This window comes from Brytella acorum (assembly GCF_029309905.1).
Classification (GTDB): domain Bacteria; phylum Pseudomonadota; class Alphaproteobacteria; order Acetobacterales; family Acetobacteraceae; genus Brytella; species Brytella acorum.
This window is the reverse complement of sequence record NZ_JARBJP010000001.1, coordinates 337,396-350,567: the sequence shown is the minus strand read 5'-3', so window position 1 is coordinate 350,567 and position 13,172 is coordinate 337,396. Positions and strand designations below refer to the sequence as shown.

Sequence of the window (13,172 nt, the reverse complement as noted above, 5' to 3'; positions counted from 1 at the left end):
TCAGACGCCGCGAACGACGATGCTGGCGTTGGTCCCGCCAAAGCCGAAGCTGTTGGAGAGCGCGACCTTGACGTCGCGACGCTGGGCTTCATGCGCCACGCGATCAATCGGGCTCTCGGTTGCCGGGTTGTCGAGATTGAGAGTAGGCGGCACGACACCGTCACGAATGGCCAGCATGCAGAACATGGCTTCGACGGACCCGGCTGCACCCAGAAGATGACCGATCGCGGACTTGGTCGAGGACATGGCCAGCTTGGAGGCGTGATCGCCGAAAAGGCGCTGCACGGCATCGAGTTCAAGATCATCGGCCATGGTCGACGTGCCATGGGCATTGACGTAATCGATATCCGCCGGCGTCAGTCCGGCACTGGCGATGGCCTTGCTCATGGCGCGGAACGCCCCTTCATGGCCTTCCGCGGGTGCTGTGATATGATGGGCGTCGCCTGAGAGACCGTAGCCGATGATCTCGCCATAGATTTTCGCGCCACGGCGCTTCGCGTGCTCGTATTCCTCAAGGACGACGATGCCAGAACCCTCGCCCATGACGAAGCCGTCACGGTCACGGTCCCAGGGACGGGACGCTTTTTCCGGCGTGTCGTTGAAAGCGGTCGAAAGGGCGCGCGCCGCGGAAAAGCCCGCGATGCCCAAGGGACATACTGCCGCTTCGGCGCCACCCGCCACCATCACGTCGGCATCGCCGAGCATGATCAGTCGTGTCGCATCGCCGATGGCGTGGACGCCGGTCGCACACGCCGTCACGGCGGAGTGGTTCGGTCCCTTGAATCCATAGCGGATCGAAACATGGCCGGAGACCAGGTTGATCAGCGCCGATGGGATGAAAAACGGTGAGAGACGACGGGCCTTGCCGCTCGCCACGGTCAGCGAAGCGTCATAGATGGTCTGGAGGCCGCCGATGCCGGAGCCGATCATCACGCCCGTTGCACAGCGACCTTCCTCATCCTCCGGCTTCCATCCTGAATCCTCAATGGCCATGATGGCTGCCGCCATGCCGAGATGGATGAAACGGTCCATCTTTTTCTGGTCTTTGGGCGCGACCCAGTCGGAAAGGGTGAACTTGCCTTCCGCCGTCGGTCCTTCAGGCACTTCGCCAGCGACCTGGGCCGGGAGATCGGAGGGATCGAAAGAGGCAATACGGCGAATACCGCTCTCTCCGGCCAGCAGACGCTGCCAAGTCGGCTCGACGCCAACGCCAAGCGGCGTGACGAGACCCATACCGGTGACGACGACGCGTCTTTCCTTCATTGCCGATATGTCTGCCATCATGGGCGACCGCATCTCCACAAACGGGGAATCCCGCCAAAAGTCGTGCCGCCACATGCGACAGCATCCCGGGGATCCTGAAACTTTACTTTAGCCGGACTTCAGCGGGGAGGTTCCCATCCGAAACCGGAAATCGGCGTCACGCGCCCTCCACGCCGCTTTCGCGGAGACAGGAACGCGCGACGCAACAGAGAAGCAGCCCTGATCAGGCAGACTTCTGCTTCTCGATGTAGTCGATGGCGTCCTTGACGGTCGTGATTTTCTCGGCGGCATCTTCCGGGATTTCGACACTGAAGGCTTCTTCGAAGGCCATCACGAGCTCGACCGTATCGAGGCTGTCAGCGCCCAGATCGTCGATGAAGGACGCATCCGGCGTCACCTTGCTCTCGTCCACGCCGAGATGTTCGACGACGATCTTCTTAACCTTATCAGCGATTTCGCTCATTCTACTGGCTTCCTGTCTGCCCGGAGATGCGGGCGTTTGAAAAACGATATGGACCCGTCTGGTCGTTCGAACCGGCTCGTGCCCCTGTACCGGACCGACCGCTCGCGGCCGGCACTACCCGAGAACTTGCCGGGCGAGCGAAAGCCCGCGCTCCGGACGAAGCTGCGCGCGATTAGCACGCTTTGCACCCGGACGCCAAGTACGGCGCGCAAGGTCCCGTGGATCCTCTTGAAATTCAGCTCATCGCCATGCCGCCGTTGACGTGCAGCGTCGCGCCGGTCACCCATGCCGCCTCGTCGGACACCAGATAGGCGACCGCCGCGGCAACATCCGCAGGCTGCCCCATGCGACCCAGCGGAATGGCGCCCAACAGCTTCTCGCGCTGCGCCTCGGGAAGAACCTCCGTCATGGCCGTTTCGACAAAGCCGGGAGCCACCACATTGACGGTCACGCCTCGCGAACCGGCTTCCTGGGCCAGAGACTTGCTCATGCCCACCATGCCCGCCTTGGCCGCCGCATAATTGGCCTGACCGCCATTACCCGTCGTTCCCACCACGGAGGCGATATTGACGATTCGACCCGCACGGCGGCGAAGCATGCCTTTGAGGACCGAGCGGCACAGACGAAACGGCGATTCCAGATCAACCGTCAGAACCTGCGCCCAGTCGGCATCCTTCATGCGGATGGCCAGCCCGTCACGGGTCAGGCCCGCATTGTTGACGAGAATATCGGCCGGCGCACCGGCGATGCTCTCGGCTTTTCCGACAAGCGCATCAGCTTCCGCCGCATCCGAGAGGTTCGCGGCGCAGATGAACACGCGCGTCCCCAATTCATCCGCAAGTGTCTGCAAAGCCGCTTCCCGCGTGCCGGACAGCACCACGGACGCCCCCTGCGCGTGGAGTGTCCGGGCGATCGCGGCCCCGATACCACCCGAAGCACCTGTCACCAGGGCCGTCTTGCCTTCAAGGCTGAACATGTTGTCTTTCTTCCTCGCCTTCAGAATGTCTTGAGAAGGGCTTCGATCTCATCCGGCGTACCAGCGCTGGCCGTCGCGATATCACCATCGATACGGCGCACCAGTCCGGACAGCACCTTCCCCGATCCCAGCTCGACGACCGTATCGATCCCCATGGCGGCCATCGCCAGGATCGTTTCGCGCCACAGAACCGAGCCCGTCACCTGACGCACCAGCAGGCTGCGGATTTCGTCCGGCGATGTCACCTTGGCCGCCGTCACGTTCGCGACAAGCGGCACGACCGGCGCCGCGATCTCGGCACTCGCGAGCGCCTCGGCCATTTCATCGGCCGCGGGCTTCATGAGCGAACAGTGAAACGGCGCGGAAACAGGCAGCACGACCGCGCGCTTGACCTTGCGCTCGCGTGAAATCAACACGGCGCGTTCGATCGCGCTCATCACGCCCGAAATGACCACCTGACCGCCGCCATTGTCGTTGGCGACCTCGATCACTTCGTGCCGGTCGGCCTGCCCCTCGACCTGCACCATCGCCGCCGCGTCGCAGATATCCTGCGCCTGGTCGAGATCGACCCCCATGAGAGCGGCCATTCCGCCCTCACCCGCCGGGACGGCGCGCTGCATGGCCTGTCCGCGCAGACGCAGCAGCCGGGCGGCCTGCGCGACACCGAAAGAACCCGCGGCGGCCAGTGCGGAATATTCTCCGAGAGAGTGACCGGCGACCAGCGCGGCGCGATCCTGGATTTTGAAGCCGCCTTCGTGCTCCAGAACGCGAAGCGTGGCCATGGACACGGCCATCAGGGCGGGCTGGGCATTTTCCGTGCTCGTAAGGATTGCGGGCTCGCCACGAAAGATGATCTCGGAAAGCTTGAAACTCAGCGCGTCATCGACCTCCTGGAAAACTTCGCGCGCGACACCGAACGCTTCGTAAAGCGCGAGCCCCATGCCGACAGACTGGCTGCCCTGACCCGGAAACACGAAAGCACGAACCGCCATGACCCTACCCTGAATACCGATGAAGTCTTCGCGTGATGACGAGACGCGCCCCGGATGTCAAATCGGAACCCGTCCTCATGCGAGCCACACCAGCCTCGCAGCGTGGTTCGGCGCCAGGGCGACCACCGCGTTCTGCCCGAAACGTCGGGCCACAACACACGCCCTTCGCAACGGCATCGCCACCGCGAACAAAGTCTCGGACCAGCGGCCGAGCCGCCCCTCGCCACGCAGATAGGGAAAGGAGTCGAGACAGACTTCAAGCCGGGACATCCGCCATGCGTTCAGTCCGGCCGACAGGCGCCTGCCGCTCGGATTGCATGCGCTGAGCAGAACGATGGAAGCGCCGGGCAGCGGCCAGCCACGAGGCGGTCGTCCGATCCGGACATCCAGCCCCGGCGCCACGTAGTGACTCCTGCGATAAGCCCGGATCGCGGCGTCGGTGGGCGGCCGGACAAGATTCATCCGGCGTCGTCCTCACGCGGGCGGTCGCGCTCGTTGCGATGCACCCATGCCGAAAGCAGCAGCCCGAATCCGAACATCATCGTCAGCATGGCCGAGCCGCCGTAGGATATCAGCGGCAACGGCACGCCGCCGACCGGTATGACGCCCATGACCATCGACAGGTTGACCGCGCAGTACATGAACAGGTCGATGGTAATGCCGAACGCCAGCAGACGGCAGAACTGGTTGCGGCAGAGCATGGCGATCATCATTCCGCCGACGATCATCAGACCGAGCAGCCCGATGACCGCGATCGCCCCGGCATAGCCCCACTCCTCACCGATCATCGTAAAGATGAAATCCGTCTGCTTTTCGGGCAGAAAATTGAGCTGCCCCTGGGAGCCATGAAGATAGCCTTCACCCCACATCCCGCCCGAGCCCAGAGCGATCTTGGACTGAATGATATTGTAACCCGCACCCAGAGGGTCCTGCTCGGGATGCATGAACGTCTCGATCCGCGCTTTCTGGTAATCGTGCAGATGGGCGTAGACGAACTTGCCCAGGAAGGGCAGCGGGACAGCCAGCAGGGCGATCTGCCACAGGCGCATTCCGGCCGCGAAGAACATGGTCGCCCCGATGACGCCGATGATCACGGACGTCCCGAGATTGGGCTCCTTGAGCACCAGCCCCACCGGCAGCAACACCATCAAAGCGGGCGGAACAAGCCGCAGGGGGTTGCCCATCTTCTTGGGGTCGAGACGGCAGAACCATGTCGAAAGCGCCAGAACCAGGGCGATCTTGGCAAATTCCGATGGCTGGAACTGAATGCCGCCCAGATTGATCCATCGTTCCGCGCCCTTGCCCACATGCCCCATCCGCAGCACCAGGGTCAGAAGCGCAATCGCGGCAAGGTAAATCGGGACGGAGAGGATTTTCAGAACGCGCGGACTGAGAAGCGCCACGACGGTCATCATAATCAGCCCGAAGCCGAAACGCATGGCCTGCGGACCGGCAAACGGATGCGACGAGCCTCCGCCAGCCGAGTAAAGCGCGCCATAACCTACACCGGCCAGGGCGCAGATCAGCAGCACGTAAAGCCAGTTGATCCGGATCAGCTTGGCAAGCAGACGAAAACTCGGCTCCGCCCGCCAGAGACGTTTCTGCAAATTCATCGTGACAGTCTACGGACGGGGAACATCCGCTCCCCAGCCTGCTTCCGCGACTGTCTGCCCGGGCTCATGATCGCGATTGACCGGATCGCGCGTCAGCGTATCCGTCATGATATCCCGCGCCAACGGGGCCGCCGCGTCGGCACCGGCGTTCCCGTGTTCGATGACGACGGACACGGCATAACGCGGAGCGTCGAATGGCGCGAAGCAGATGAACAGCGCGTGCGGCCGCTCCTCCCATGGCAGGGACATCGAATTGAAGTGCCCGCTCTCGCGCAGGGCGCGCGAGACGCGACGCACCTGCGCGGAGCCCGTCTTGCCCGCCATCTGCACGCCCGGAATATCCAGCTTCGCCTTGGGCGCCGTCCCGCGCGGCGCGTTGATGACGTCGAACATGCCGCCGCGAATGATGTTGAGATGGGCCGGATCCACATCGAGCAGGGCGGCATGGTCGAGCGCCGTCCGATCCGACAGAGTATCGTTCACCCGCCGGATGAGGTGGGGCTGAACGTCCCGGCCCGACGCGATACGGGAGGCATATGTGGCAAGCTCAAGCGGCGTCACCTGCACGAAGCCCTGCCCGATGCCGGCATTGACCGTATCGCCGCCATTCCAGTGATGGCCATGCTGCTGCCGCCATTCGGGAGTAGGAATCATGCCGCTGCGGACATGCGTCAGTTCGATCCCGGGCTTGACCCCCAGTCCGAAATCATTGGCCATGGCCTTGATCGGGTCCATGCCCGCCTTGCGGGCCGCCTGATAGAAATAAACGTCGCAGGAATACATCAGCGCCTGGCGCAGATTGATGCTGCCATGCCCCCAGCGCGACCAGCAATGGAAACGTGCCCCGCCCAGATCGAAATATCCCGGACACGTAAAACGGTCCTCCGGCGAGATCGCGCCGGACTTCAGCGCCGCCAGCCCGACGGCGGGCTTGAACGTCGATCCGGGCGGGTAAATCCCGGCGACGGCCTTGTTGATCAGAGGCGTCCGCACGTTGTCCGTCCACTCGATCCACTGTGCGTGACTGACGCCCGAATCGAACAGGGACGGGTCGAAGGATGGCGTGCTGACCATCGCCAGCACTTCGCCGTTTCGGCAATCCATGACGACCGCGCTCGCGGACTGATCCGAGATGCGTCCGATCACCTGCTGCTGGAGGCCCGCGTCGATCGTCAGGGTCAGCCCATCGCCCTGACGCCCGTCAACACGATTGATCTCGCCGATCACGCGTCCCAGGGAATTGACTTCCATCTCCACCGAGCCCGGTTCGCCGCGCAGGAGCGCGTCCTGCGTCTGCTCGATACCGGCGCGTCCGGCGCGCATGCCCGGCAGCGCCATCATGGTCGATGACGCTATGTCGCGCTCGTTGGGCGGCGCGACATAGCCGACGATATGCGCAAGCTCGGGGCCGAATGGATACAGACGCGTCGAACCCACGTCGATCAGCACGCCGGGCATGCTCGGCGCGTTGAGTTCGATGCGCGCCATGTCATCCCAGCTCAGGAAGTCCTTGAGCCCGACCGGCACATATTTTCGGACATGACGAAGATCGCGCTCGATACGCGCGTGATCGCGTTCGTCGAGCGGTACGATTTCGGCGAAGCGCGCGACCGTCGCCTTGATGTCGGTGGTCTCCTCCGGCATCAGCATGGCGCGCCAACTGACCTTGTTGGACGCAAGCTCGACGCCGAAGCGATCGTTGATCACGCCGCGCGCGGGCGCGAGAAGACGGCGACTCGTGCGATTACGAACCGCCAGTTCTTTCAGGTGATCGCCCTGCACCACCTGAAGGTCATACAGGCGACGCCCCAGAACTCCCAGCACTCCGACCTGAGCGGCCAGCACGATGAGAGCGCGGCGCGTAAAAACGCCGCGTGAGGGCCTTTCCGGCTCGCGGCGCGGCATCAGACGGGAGGGTTGACGCCCACGAAAGGGAAGTTTCATGAAGCCGGCCGTCCGATCCGGACGCAAGGCCGGCATGGCGGCGACAAAAGCGAATTTCGCTGATGCGACAGGCGATGAACGTGCATCGCACGTCGCTGCCCCACATATGTTCTGAAATTCGTCAACGGCACGATCTCGCCATGCCTGGCCCGCGCGCTCCGAAAGAGGCGCGCCTGAATGCCAGCGACGGGGGCTCTGAAACCGTCTCCCGACGAGACGCGTCCGACCACATATTGCAGGTCACGACGGGAATTCATGACGGAACTGACCTTCAGGCTCGTTCAGGATTGACGATCGTTCGATGCGTCCAGACAAACAACACGCTCAGGGTCGGATAAATACCGGCGGCGAGCGCCGCCTGGAAGAGTGACGGCACGGGAGACATCGGACGAAGCGCCCCAATACACGCCACCATCCATTGAAACAACGTTAAACTCAGCGCGAGAACCGACATCAATCCCCACCCCCATATAAAATTGATGCGGCTCAGGCCGTAACGCCATGTATGCGCGACGCCGTGAACGATCAACAGGGACAACAGAAGCGTTCCGGGCGGCCCGAAGCTCAGGAGATCCGCCAGCAATCCGATCAAGAAGACCGCCCATACGGGCATCGACTCGGGCCGATGGGCGGACCAGAAATAGACCGTCCCCACACTGACGCCGAACATCAGTTCCGTGCCTCCCGGCAACCCGGTGGGGGCTGAAAGCAGGATCACGCAGATCGCCATGAAGAGCCAGGGAACGGCATCACGCACCGCAACGTCGGCCCGGTGCTTGACGGTCGGCTCGGGCTCGATACCCGGCTGCGTTTTCCCCCGCCGTTCACGAAGCAAATGATTCATCCTCGTCCTGGCTCCACATCGGCCGACGAGGGGGCAGAGAGTTCCGGCGCCAGCGCGGGCGGCTGGACGGGCACGCGTCCCGGAGCCGAGGGGCCTGTTTCGTCCTGCTGGTCGTAATGAAAGACGCGGACGATATCCGGATGGACCAGCGAGCCGTCCGGCACCACGACAGGATCGCCCGGCCGGATGTAATGGACCGTCCCGATGGGCAGACCACCCGGAAGGCTCGTAAACGGAGCATGGCCGCTCTGCCCGACGGGAAGGGCCTGCGCGCTGGTAAAGACCCGCTCGCCTTCGACCGGGTGGTTGTCCTGAGCGTAATACAGCAGTCGCGGATAAGGAGACCCGTCTCCGGCAAGAATGGCGGCGCCCCGCGACGCCGTCAGCGTCACGGGAATCCGGCTGGCCTGGTCGTTGATGAGCAGGATGCGCGCGACATGAGCGCCGACTTCGGTGACGCGCCCGATCAGTCCCCCCGCATCAAGCGCCACGTCACCGAGCTGCACGCCCTGCCCGTCCCCCACCGAGAGCAGAAGGGCTCGGCCATACAACCCGCCCGCGTCGCGCACGACATGTCCGGTCACGAAGCTCGGCGCATTATCGGGAATCCAGTGCAGCTGGGCCTTGAGCCGGGCGTTTTCATTCGCGAGGGCGACCGCGACGTCATACCAGCGCCGCAGTTTGGCGTTCTCGTCACGCAGATGCGCGTTCTCCACGGCCAGATGCCCAAGCCCGCTTGCATCGCCATAAAGTCCGCGGACCGCCTCTCCTGGCCATGCCGCGAGCCGATAGGCGGGCGCCAGACGGTCGGCCGCGTCCAGACGCCAGCGATCGACCAGCGGACGTCGGGCCAGGCCGAGAACCACGATCGAACAGGCGATCAGGATCAGAAACGGCAGAACCAGTTTCGCAAGCGCCTGCTGGACCTGTATGGAAAACATGGCCGCCCGCGTCCGGCGCTCAGTACATCGAGATCAGCACGTTGCGCAGACGCCGCATTTCCTCGAGCGCCCGCCCCGTTCCCAGAGCCACGCAGCGCAGGGGAGACTCGCCCACGGTCACGGGCAGGCCAGTGGCCTGACGCAGCACATCGTCCAGACGATGGAGAAGCGCGCCACCGCCGGTCAGGATGATCCCTTTGTCCACGATGTCGGCGGAAAGTTCGGGCGGCGTGTTCTCGAGCGCGGTCGCGACGGCATCGACGATCTGACTGACGGGCTCCGCCAAGCTTTCTGCGATCTGCGCTTGGCTGACCAGGACTTCGCGCGGCACGCCGTTGATGAGGTCGCGGCCCTTCACTTCCTTGACAGGCCCGGGATCGCGCGGATCGTCAGGCGGCATGGCCGCGCCGATTTCCATCTTGATGCGCTCCGCAGAACTTTCGCCGATCAAGAGGTTATGCATGCGGCGGATGTAGGAGATGATCGCCTCGTCCATCTTGTCACCGCCGACGCGCACCGAACGCGCATAGACGATGCCGCCGAGCGAAATCACCGCAACTTCCGTCGTGCCGCCACCGATATCGACAATCATGCTGCCCGAGGGCTCCGTCACGGGCAGTCCGGCGCCGATCGCCGCCGCCATGGCTTCCTCGATCAGCATGACCTTTCGCGCGCCCGCGCTTTCGGCGCTTTCCTGAATGGCGCGCTTCTCGACGGCCGTGGAACCCGACGGCACGCAGACGATGATCTGGGGGCTCGCAAAGGCCCGGCGATTATGAACCTTGCGGATGAAATGCTTGATCATTTCCTCCGCGACCTCAAAATCAGCGATCACGCCGTCCCGCAGCGGGCGAATCGCCGTCACGTTGCCGGGCGTGCGTCCGACCATCTGCTTGGCCTCTTCGCCCACGGCCAGAACCTGCTTCTTGCCGCGCACTTCGGCGATCGCGACGACGGAAGGTTCGTCGAGCACGATCCCGCGCCCCTTGACGTAGACAAGCGTGTTGGCGGTGCCGAGGTCGATGGCCATGTCTGCCGACATGAGACCCAGCAGACGTGAGAACATCCCAAAAACCTCCGGGCGATCATATTGCTGAATAAGTGCTCCCACGCCGCAGCCGCGTCGTAGACCCGTGGGGAGGCTTAGCGATGCCGCGATGGCGGAGCAAGAGCGCGCAACCGCGATTCTTCGTCATCATGACATGCCCTGCGCCCAACTGCACATCAGGCAAATTCGCGGATGCCACCATTTCAACATGCTTTGGACACAGGAGATGGGAAAGTTCACGCAACCGGTGCGTCGGCCAACCGTTGATGCCGCATCGTCCCGAAGCATCATGGGACATGCGACAGTCAACGCCGTAACGATCGGCATCCGGATTTGCGATATCAAGGGAATTCTCATGTTCAACACTCTATCCCGCTCCCTCCGCCGCCTCGCAGTTCTCAGCGCTTTCGTCGGCCTTGTCTCCCTGACGGGCTGCGGCGATCCCTATGATCCCGGCGCCCGCGCCGGATCGGGCGCGCTGATCGGAGCCGGCGGCGGCGCCGCTATCGGCGCTCTGGCCGGCGGCGGTCGCGGCGCCGCCATCGGCGCTCTCGCCGGAGGTGCCGCGGGTGCTGCGGGCGGCGCGGCAACCACCCCCAACCGCCCGCGCGGCTATTGAACGATAGACCGTCGAACCTTAGGTAGGCCGTCATGATCATCAGCAAAAACAAGAAGACCCGCACGCGACTGGTGACCCTGGTTGCGCTGACGGGCACACTCGGCATGCTCGCGGCATGCTCCAATCCCTACGATCCCGGTCAGCGCGCTTTGGGCGGCGGACTTCTGGGCGGCGGCGCCGGCGCGGCGATCGGCGCGCTGGCGGGCGGCGGGCGTGGCGCGGCGATCGGTGCCCTGGCGGGCGGCGCCCTCGGCGCGGCGGGCGGTGCGGTGTCAACGCCGTCGCGCGGCGGATACGCCCAGCCGCAAGGCAATTACTACAACCAGAATCAGGGCAACTACCCGCAGCAGTACCAGGGCAATTACGGCGGCTACGTCCAGCCGTCCTATCAGGGTTGCCCGCCCGGTCAGGCACGCATGCAGAACGGTTATTGCGCGCCCTACCAGCAACAATACCCGCAGCAGCAATATCCCCAGCAGAACTATAACAACGGATACTGAACGCCCGTTATGCAAAAGGGCCGCCCCTGCGGGGCGGCCCTTTTTTCTTGAGCGGTCGTTTTCGGAAGCGGTCGTTTCCAGACCGCCCCCGATGTCATGAGATTGCCGATGTCATGGAAACTCAGGCGCTCAGCGCTTCCGGCTCGGTCCGCACCCGCTTCACGAGCAGCTTGTTGAGCGCGTGAACATAAGCCCTCACGGCTGAGACGACGGTATCGGCGTCCGCGCCCTGCCCGTCGACGAGCTTGCCGTCCTCTTCCAGACGCACGGTCGTGCGGGCCTGGGCGTCCGTGCCTTCCGTCACCGCGCCAACCGTGAACAGAGCCAGCGTGGCTTCATGGGGAAAAGCCTTCTGGATGGCGCGGAACGCGGCGTCCACCGGCCCGTTGCCATCCACCGTCGCGACGCGGATGTCTCCGTCGACCTTCAGCTCCAGCGTCGCCTGCGCCGGGCGTTTCGATCCCGCAATCAGGTCCAGCGACACGAAGCGGATACGGTCATGGTCACGCGTTTCGTCATCGACCAGCGCGCGGATATCGTCATCGAACACCGTCTTTTTCTGGTCGGCGAGAACCTTGAAGCGCTCGAACGCCTGCTGGACGACATCGTCCTCCAGCTTGTATCCCAGCGCCGAGAGCTTGTCGCGGAACGCCGCGCGTCCCGAGTGTTTGCCCAGAACCAGCGAGGACTTCGTCCAGCCCACGCTCTCGGGCGTCATGATCTCATAGGTCTGGGCGTTCTTCAGGATGCCATCCTGATGGATGCCGCTTTCATGAGCGAAGGCATTGCGTCCGACGATCGCCTTGTTGGGCTGCACGTCGAAACTCGTGATATTAGCCAGCATGCGCGAGACACCGAGCAGCTTTGGCGTATCGATCCGCTCCGAATAGGCATATTTGTCATGGCGCGTGCGGATGGCCATGACGATTTCTTCCAGTGCCGCGTTGCCGGCGCGCTCGCCGATGCCGTTGATCGTGCATTCGATCTGGCGCGCGCCGCCCTCCAGTGAGCCCAGCGTATTGGCGACCGCCAGCCCCAGATCGTTATGGTTATGGGTCGAGAAGATGACTTTCTCCGCACCGGGAACGCGCTCGCGCAGCATGCGAAAGATCGCACGCATCTCATCGGGCGTCGAATAACCCACGGTGTCGGGAATGTTGATCGTTGTCGCGCCGTTCCGGATCGCGACCTCGACGCAGCGACACAGAAAATCCGGCTCCGTGCGCGACCCGTCTTCCGCCGACCACTCCACGTCATCCGTGAAATTGCGGGCCGCCCGATTGCCTGACGCAATCAGTTCGAGAACCGTCTCGGGCTCCATCCGCAGCTTGTATTTCATGTGAAGCGGCGAGGTGGAGATGAAATTATGGATCCGACGGCGCTTCGCAGGGGCGATCGCCTCGCCCGCGGCTTCGATGTCGCGCTTGCCGCCACTGCGGGCCAGACCGCACACGACCGTCTCGCTCAGCGTCTCCGCGATCCGACGGACGCTTTCGAAATCGCCGGGTGACGCGACCGGAAAGCCCGCTTCGATAACGTCAACGCCCAGAGCTTCCAGCGCGCGCGCCATGCGGAGCTTCTCGTCCAGATTCATGGAAAAACCGGGAGACTGTTCGCCGTCACGCAGCGTTGTATCGAACAGGATGACGCGGTCGTCAGCGATGCGGCCGAAGGAAGGATGATCGATGGTCATGGATACGCACTCTTTGCTCAATCAGATCGGGTATTCTGCAAAACATCCCCTGAGCATTACGGCACGCATGCCGCTTCTTACGCGCTCAGGGGCCGATAAGTCGAAGCAGGCCGGGGAGCAGCGCCGCGCATGCGTCAAGGCGCGCGAAAGCGCGACCGGTCTGACGCAAAGGGGCGAAACGTGCGAACATGACGCGTCGTATAACCCGATCCGGGGCCTGGTCGCTAGGGCGGACGGGATATTTTTTACGCATACCATCCATACGGGAACCTGAAG

Annotated in this window: 14 protein-coding genes; 3 read left to right on the top strand and 11 right to left on the bottom strand. The window is 63.6% G+C overall.

Annotation, left to right across the window (positions count from 1 at the left end):
* The 10 genes from fabF to PWM43_RS01505 all read right to left on the bottom strand — a co-directional run bounded on the left by fabF (position 1) and on the right by PWM43_RS01505 (position 10,102).
* On the bottom strand, positions 1-1,263 hold the full coding sequence (gene fabF, locus PWM43_RS01550) for a beta-ketoacyl-ACP synthase II (RefSeq protein WP_289840803.1): 1,263 nt from the start codon (positions 1,261-1,263) through the stop codon (positions 1-3).
* A gap of 223 nt (positions 1,264-1,486) precedes the next feature.
* Complete coding sequence (locus tag PWM43_RS01545; protein ID WP_289840802.1) at positions 1,487-1,726, bottom strand: acyl carrier protein; 240 nt, start codon at positions 1,724-1,726, stop codon at positions 1,487-1,489.
* 235 nt (positions 1,727-1,961) lie between these two features.
* The gene (gene fabG, locus PWM43_RS01540; RefSeq protein WP_289840801.1) at positions 1,962-2,702 is read right to left on the bottom strand and encodes a 3-oxoacyl-[acyl-carrier-protein] reductase; all 741 of its coding nucleotides are present in this window, start codon (positions 2,700-2,702) and stop codon (positions 1,962-1,964) included.
* A gap of 20 nt (positions 2,703-2,722) precedes the next feature.
* Complete coding sequence (gene fabD, locus PWM43_RS01535) at positions 2,723-3,694, bottom strand: ACP S-malonyltransferase (protein WP_289840800.1); 972 nt, start codon at positions 3,692-3,694, stop codon at positions 2,723-2,725.
* A gap of 75 nt (positions 3,695-3,769) precedes the next feature.
* Positions 3,770-4,156: a DUF3293 domain-containing protein gene (locus PWM43_RS01530; RefSeq protein WP_289840799.1), complete on the bottom strand. Its 387-nt coding sequence runs from the start codon at positions 4,154-4,156 to the stop codon at positions 3,770-3,772.
* A complete protein-coding gene (rodA, locus tag PWM43_RS01525) occupies positions 4,153-5,307 on the bottom strand; it encodes a rod shape-determining protein RodA (RefSeq protein WP_289840798.1) in 1,155 nt (384 codons plus the stop codon). Before rodA ends, PWM43_RS01530 begins: the two co-directional genes overlap by 4 nt.
* A 9-nt stretch (positions 5,308-5,316) precedes the next feature.
* A complete protein-coding gene (mrdA, locus tag PWM43_RS01520; RefSeq protein ID WP_289840797.1) occupies positions 5,317-7,251 on the bottom strand; it encodes a penicillin-binding protein 2 in 1,935 nt (644 codons plus the stop codon).
* Between the two features lie 271 nt (positions 7,252-7,522).
* Complete coding sequence (locus PWM43_RS01515; RefSeq protein WP_289840796.1) at positions 7,523-8,095, bottom strand: rod shape-determining protein MreD; 573 nt, start codon at positions 8,093-8,095, stop codon at positions 7,523-7,525.
* Positions 8,092-9,036, bottom strand: coding sequence for a rod shape-determining protein MreC (gene mreC / locus PWM43_RS01510; RefSeq protein ID WP_289840795.1), 945 nt, complete (start codon positions 9,034-9,036; stop codon positions 8,092-8,094). Before mreC ends, PWM43_RS01515 begins: the two co-directional genes overlap by 4 nt.
* A gap of 19 nt (positions 9,037-9,055) precedes the next feature.
* On the bottom strand, positions 9,056-10,102 hold the full coding sequence (locus PWM43_RS01505) for a rod shape-determining protein (protein ID WP_289840794.1): 1,047 nt from the start codon (positions 10,100-10,102) through the stop codon (positions 9,056-9,058).
* Between the two features lie 190 nt (positions 10,103-10,292).
* Between PWM43_RS01505 and PWM43_RS01500 the strand changes: the two genes are divergently transcribed.
* Both PWM43_RS01500 and PWM43_RS01495 read left to right on the top strand, forming a co-directional pair.
* Complete coding sequence (locus tag PWM43_RS01500) at positions 10,293-10,703, top strand: hypothetical protein (RefSeq protein WP_289840793.1); 411 nt, start codon at positions 10,293-10,295, stop codon at positions 10,701-10,703.
* A gap of 32 nt (positions 10,704-10,735) precedes the next feature.
* Entirely contained in the window at positions 10,736-11,203 is a 468-nt protein-coding gene (locus PWM43_RS01495; protein ID WP_394356006.1) for a hypothetical protein, read from the top strand.
* 121 nt (positions 11,204-11,324) lie between these two features.
* Here PWM43_RS01495 and PWM43_RS01490 read toward each other — a convergent pair whose 3' ends face one another.
* The gene (locus PWM43_RS01490; RefSeq protein ID WP_289840792.1) at positions 11,325-12,896 is read right to left on the bottom strand and encodes a 2-isopropylmalate synthase; all 1,572 of its coding nucleotides are present in this window, start codon (positions 12,894-12,896) and stop codon (positions 11,325-11,327) included.
* On the opposite strand from PWM43_RS01490, the gene PWM43_RS01485 reads away from it, so the two are divergent.
* A complete protein-coding gene (locus tag PWM43_RS01485; RefSeq protein WP_289840791.1) occupies positions 12,895-13,170 on the top strand; it encodes a hypothetical protein in 276 nt (91 codons plus the stop codon). The genes PWM43_RS01490 and PWM43_RS01485 overlap by 2 nt on opposite strands.
* Positions 13,171-13,172: the final 2 nt, after the last annotated feature.

Bases quoted from the DNA above. Each gene is read 5' to 3' on its own strand.
- fabF (WP_289840803.1), bottom strand. From the start codon at position 1,263: ATGAAGGAAAGACGCGTCGTCGTCACCGGTATGGGTCTCGTCACGCCG.
- PWM43_RS01545 (WP_289840802.1), bottom strand. From the start codon at position 1,726: ATGAGCGAAATCGCTGATAAGGTTAAGAAGATCGTCGTCGAACATCTC.
- fabG (WP_289840801.1), bottom strand. From the start codon at position 2,702: ATGTTCAGCCTTGAAGGCAAGACGGCCCTGGTGACAGGTGCTTCGGGT.
- fabD (WP_289840800.1), bottom strand. From the start codon at position 3,694: ATGGCGGTTCGTGCTTTCGTGTTTCCGGGTCAGGGCAGCCAGTCTGTC.
- PWM43_RS01530 (WP_289840799.1), bottom strand. From the start codon at position 4,156: ATGAATCTTGTCCGGCCGCCCACCGACGCCGCGATCCGGGCTTATCGC.
- rodA (WP_289840798.1), bottom strand. From the start codon at position 5,307: ATGAATTTGCAGAAACGTCTCTGGCGGGCGGAGCCGAGTTTTCGTCTG.
- mrdA (WP_289840797.1), bottom strand. From the start codon at position 7,251: ATGAAACTTCCCTTTCGTGGGCGTCAACCCTCCCGTCTGATGCCGCGC.
- PWM43_RS01515 (WP_289840796.1), bottom strand. From the start codon at position 8,095: ATGAATCATTTGCTTCGTGAACGGCGGGGGAAAACGCAGCCGGGTATC.
- mreC (WP_289840795.1), bottom strand. From the start codon at position 9,036: ATGTTTTCCATACAGGTCCAGCAGGCGCTTGCGAAACTGGTTCTGCCG.
- PWM43_RS01505 (WP_289840794.1), bottom strand. From the start codon at position 10,102: ATGTTCTCACGTCTGCTGGGTCTCATGTCGGCAGACATGGCCATCGAC.
- PWM43_RS01500 (WP_289840793.1), top strand. From the start codon at position 10,293: ATGCTTTGGACACAGGAGATGGGAAAGTTCACGCAACCGGTGCGTCGG.
- PWM43_RS01495 (WP_394356006.1), top strand. From the start codon at position 10,736: ATGATCATCAGCAAAAACAAGAAGACCCGCACGCGACTGGTGACCCTG.
- PWM43_RS01485 (WP_289840791.1), top strand. From the start codon at position 12,895: ATGGATACGCACTCTTTGCTCAATCAGATCGGGTATTCTGCAAAACAT.
- PWM43_RS01490 (WP_289840792.1), bottom strand. From the start codon at position 12,896: ATGACCATCGATCATCCTTCCTTCGGCCGCATCGCTGACGACCGCGTC.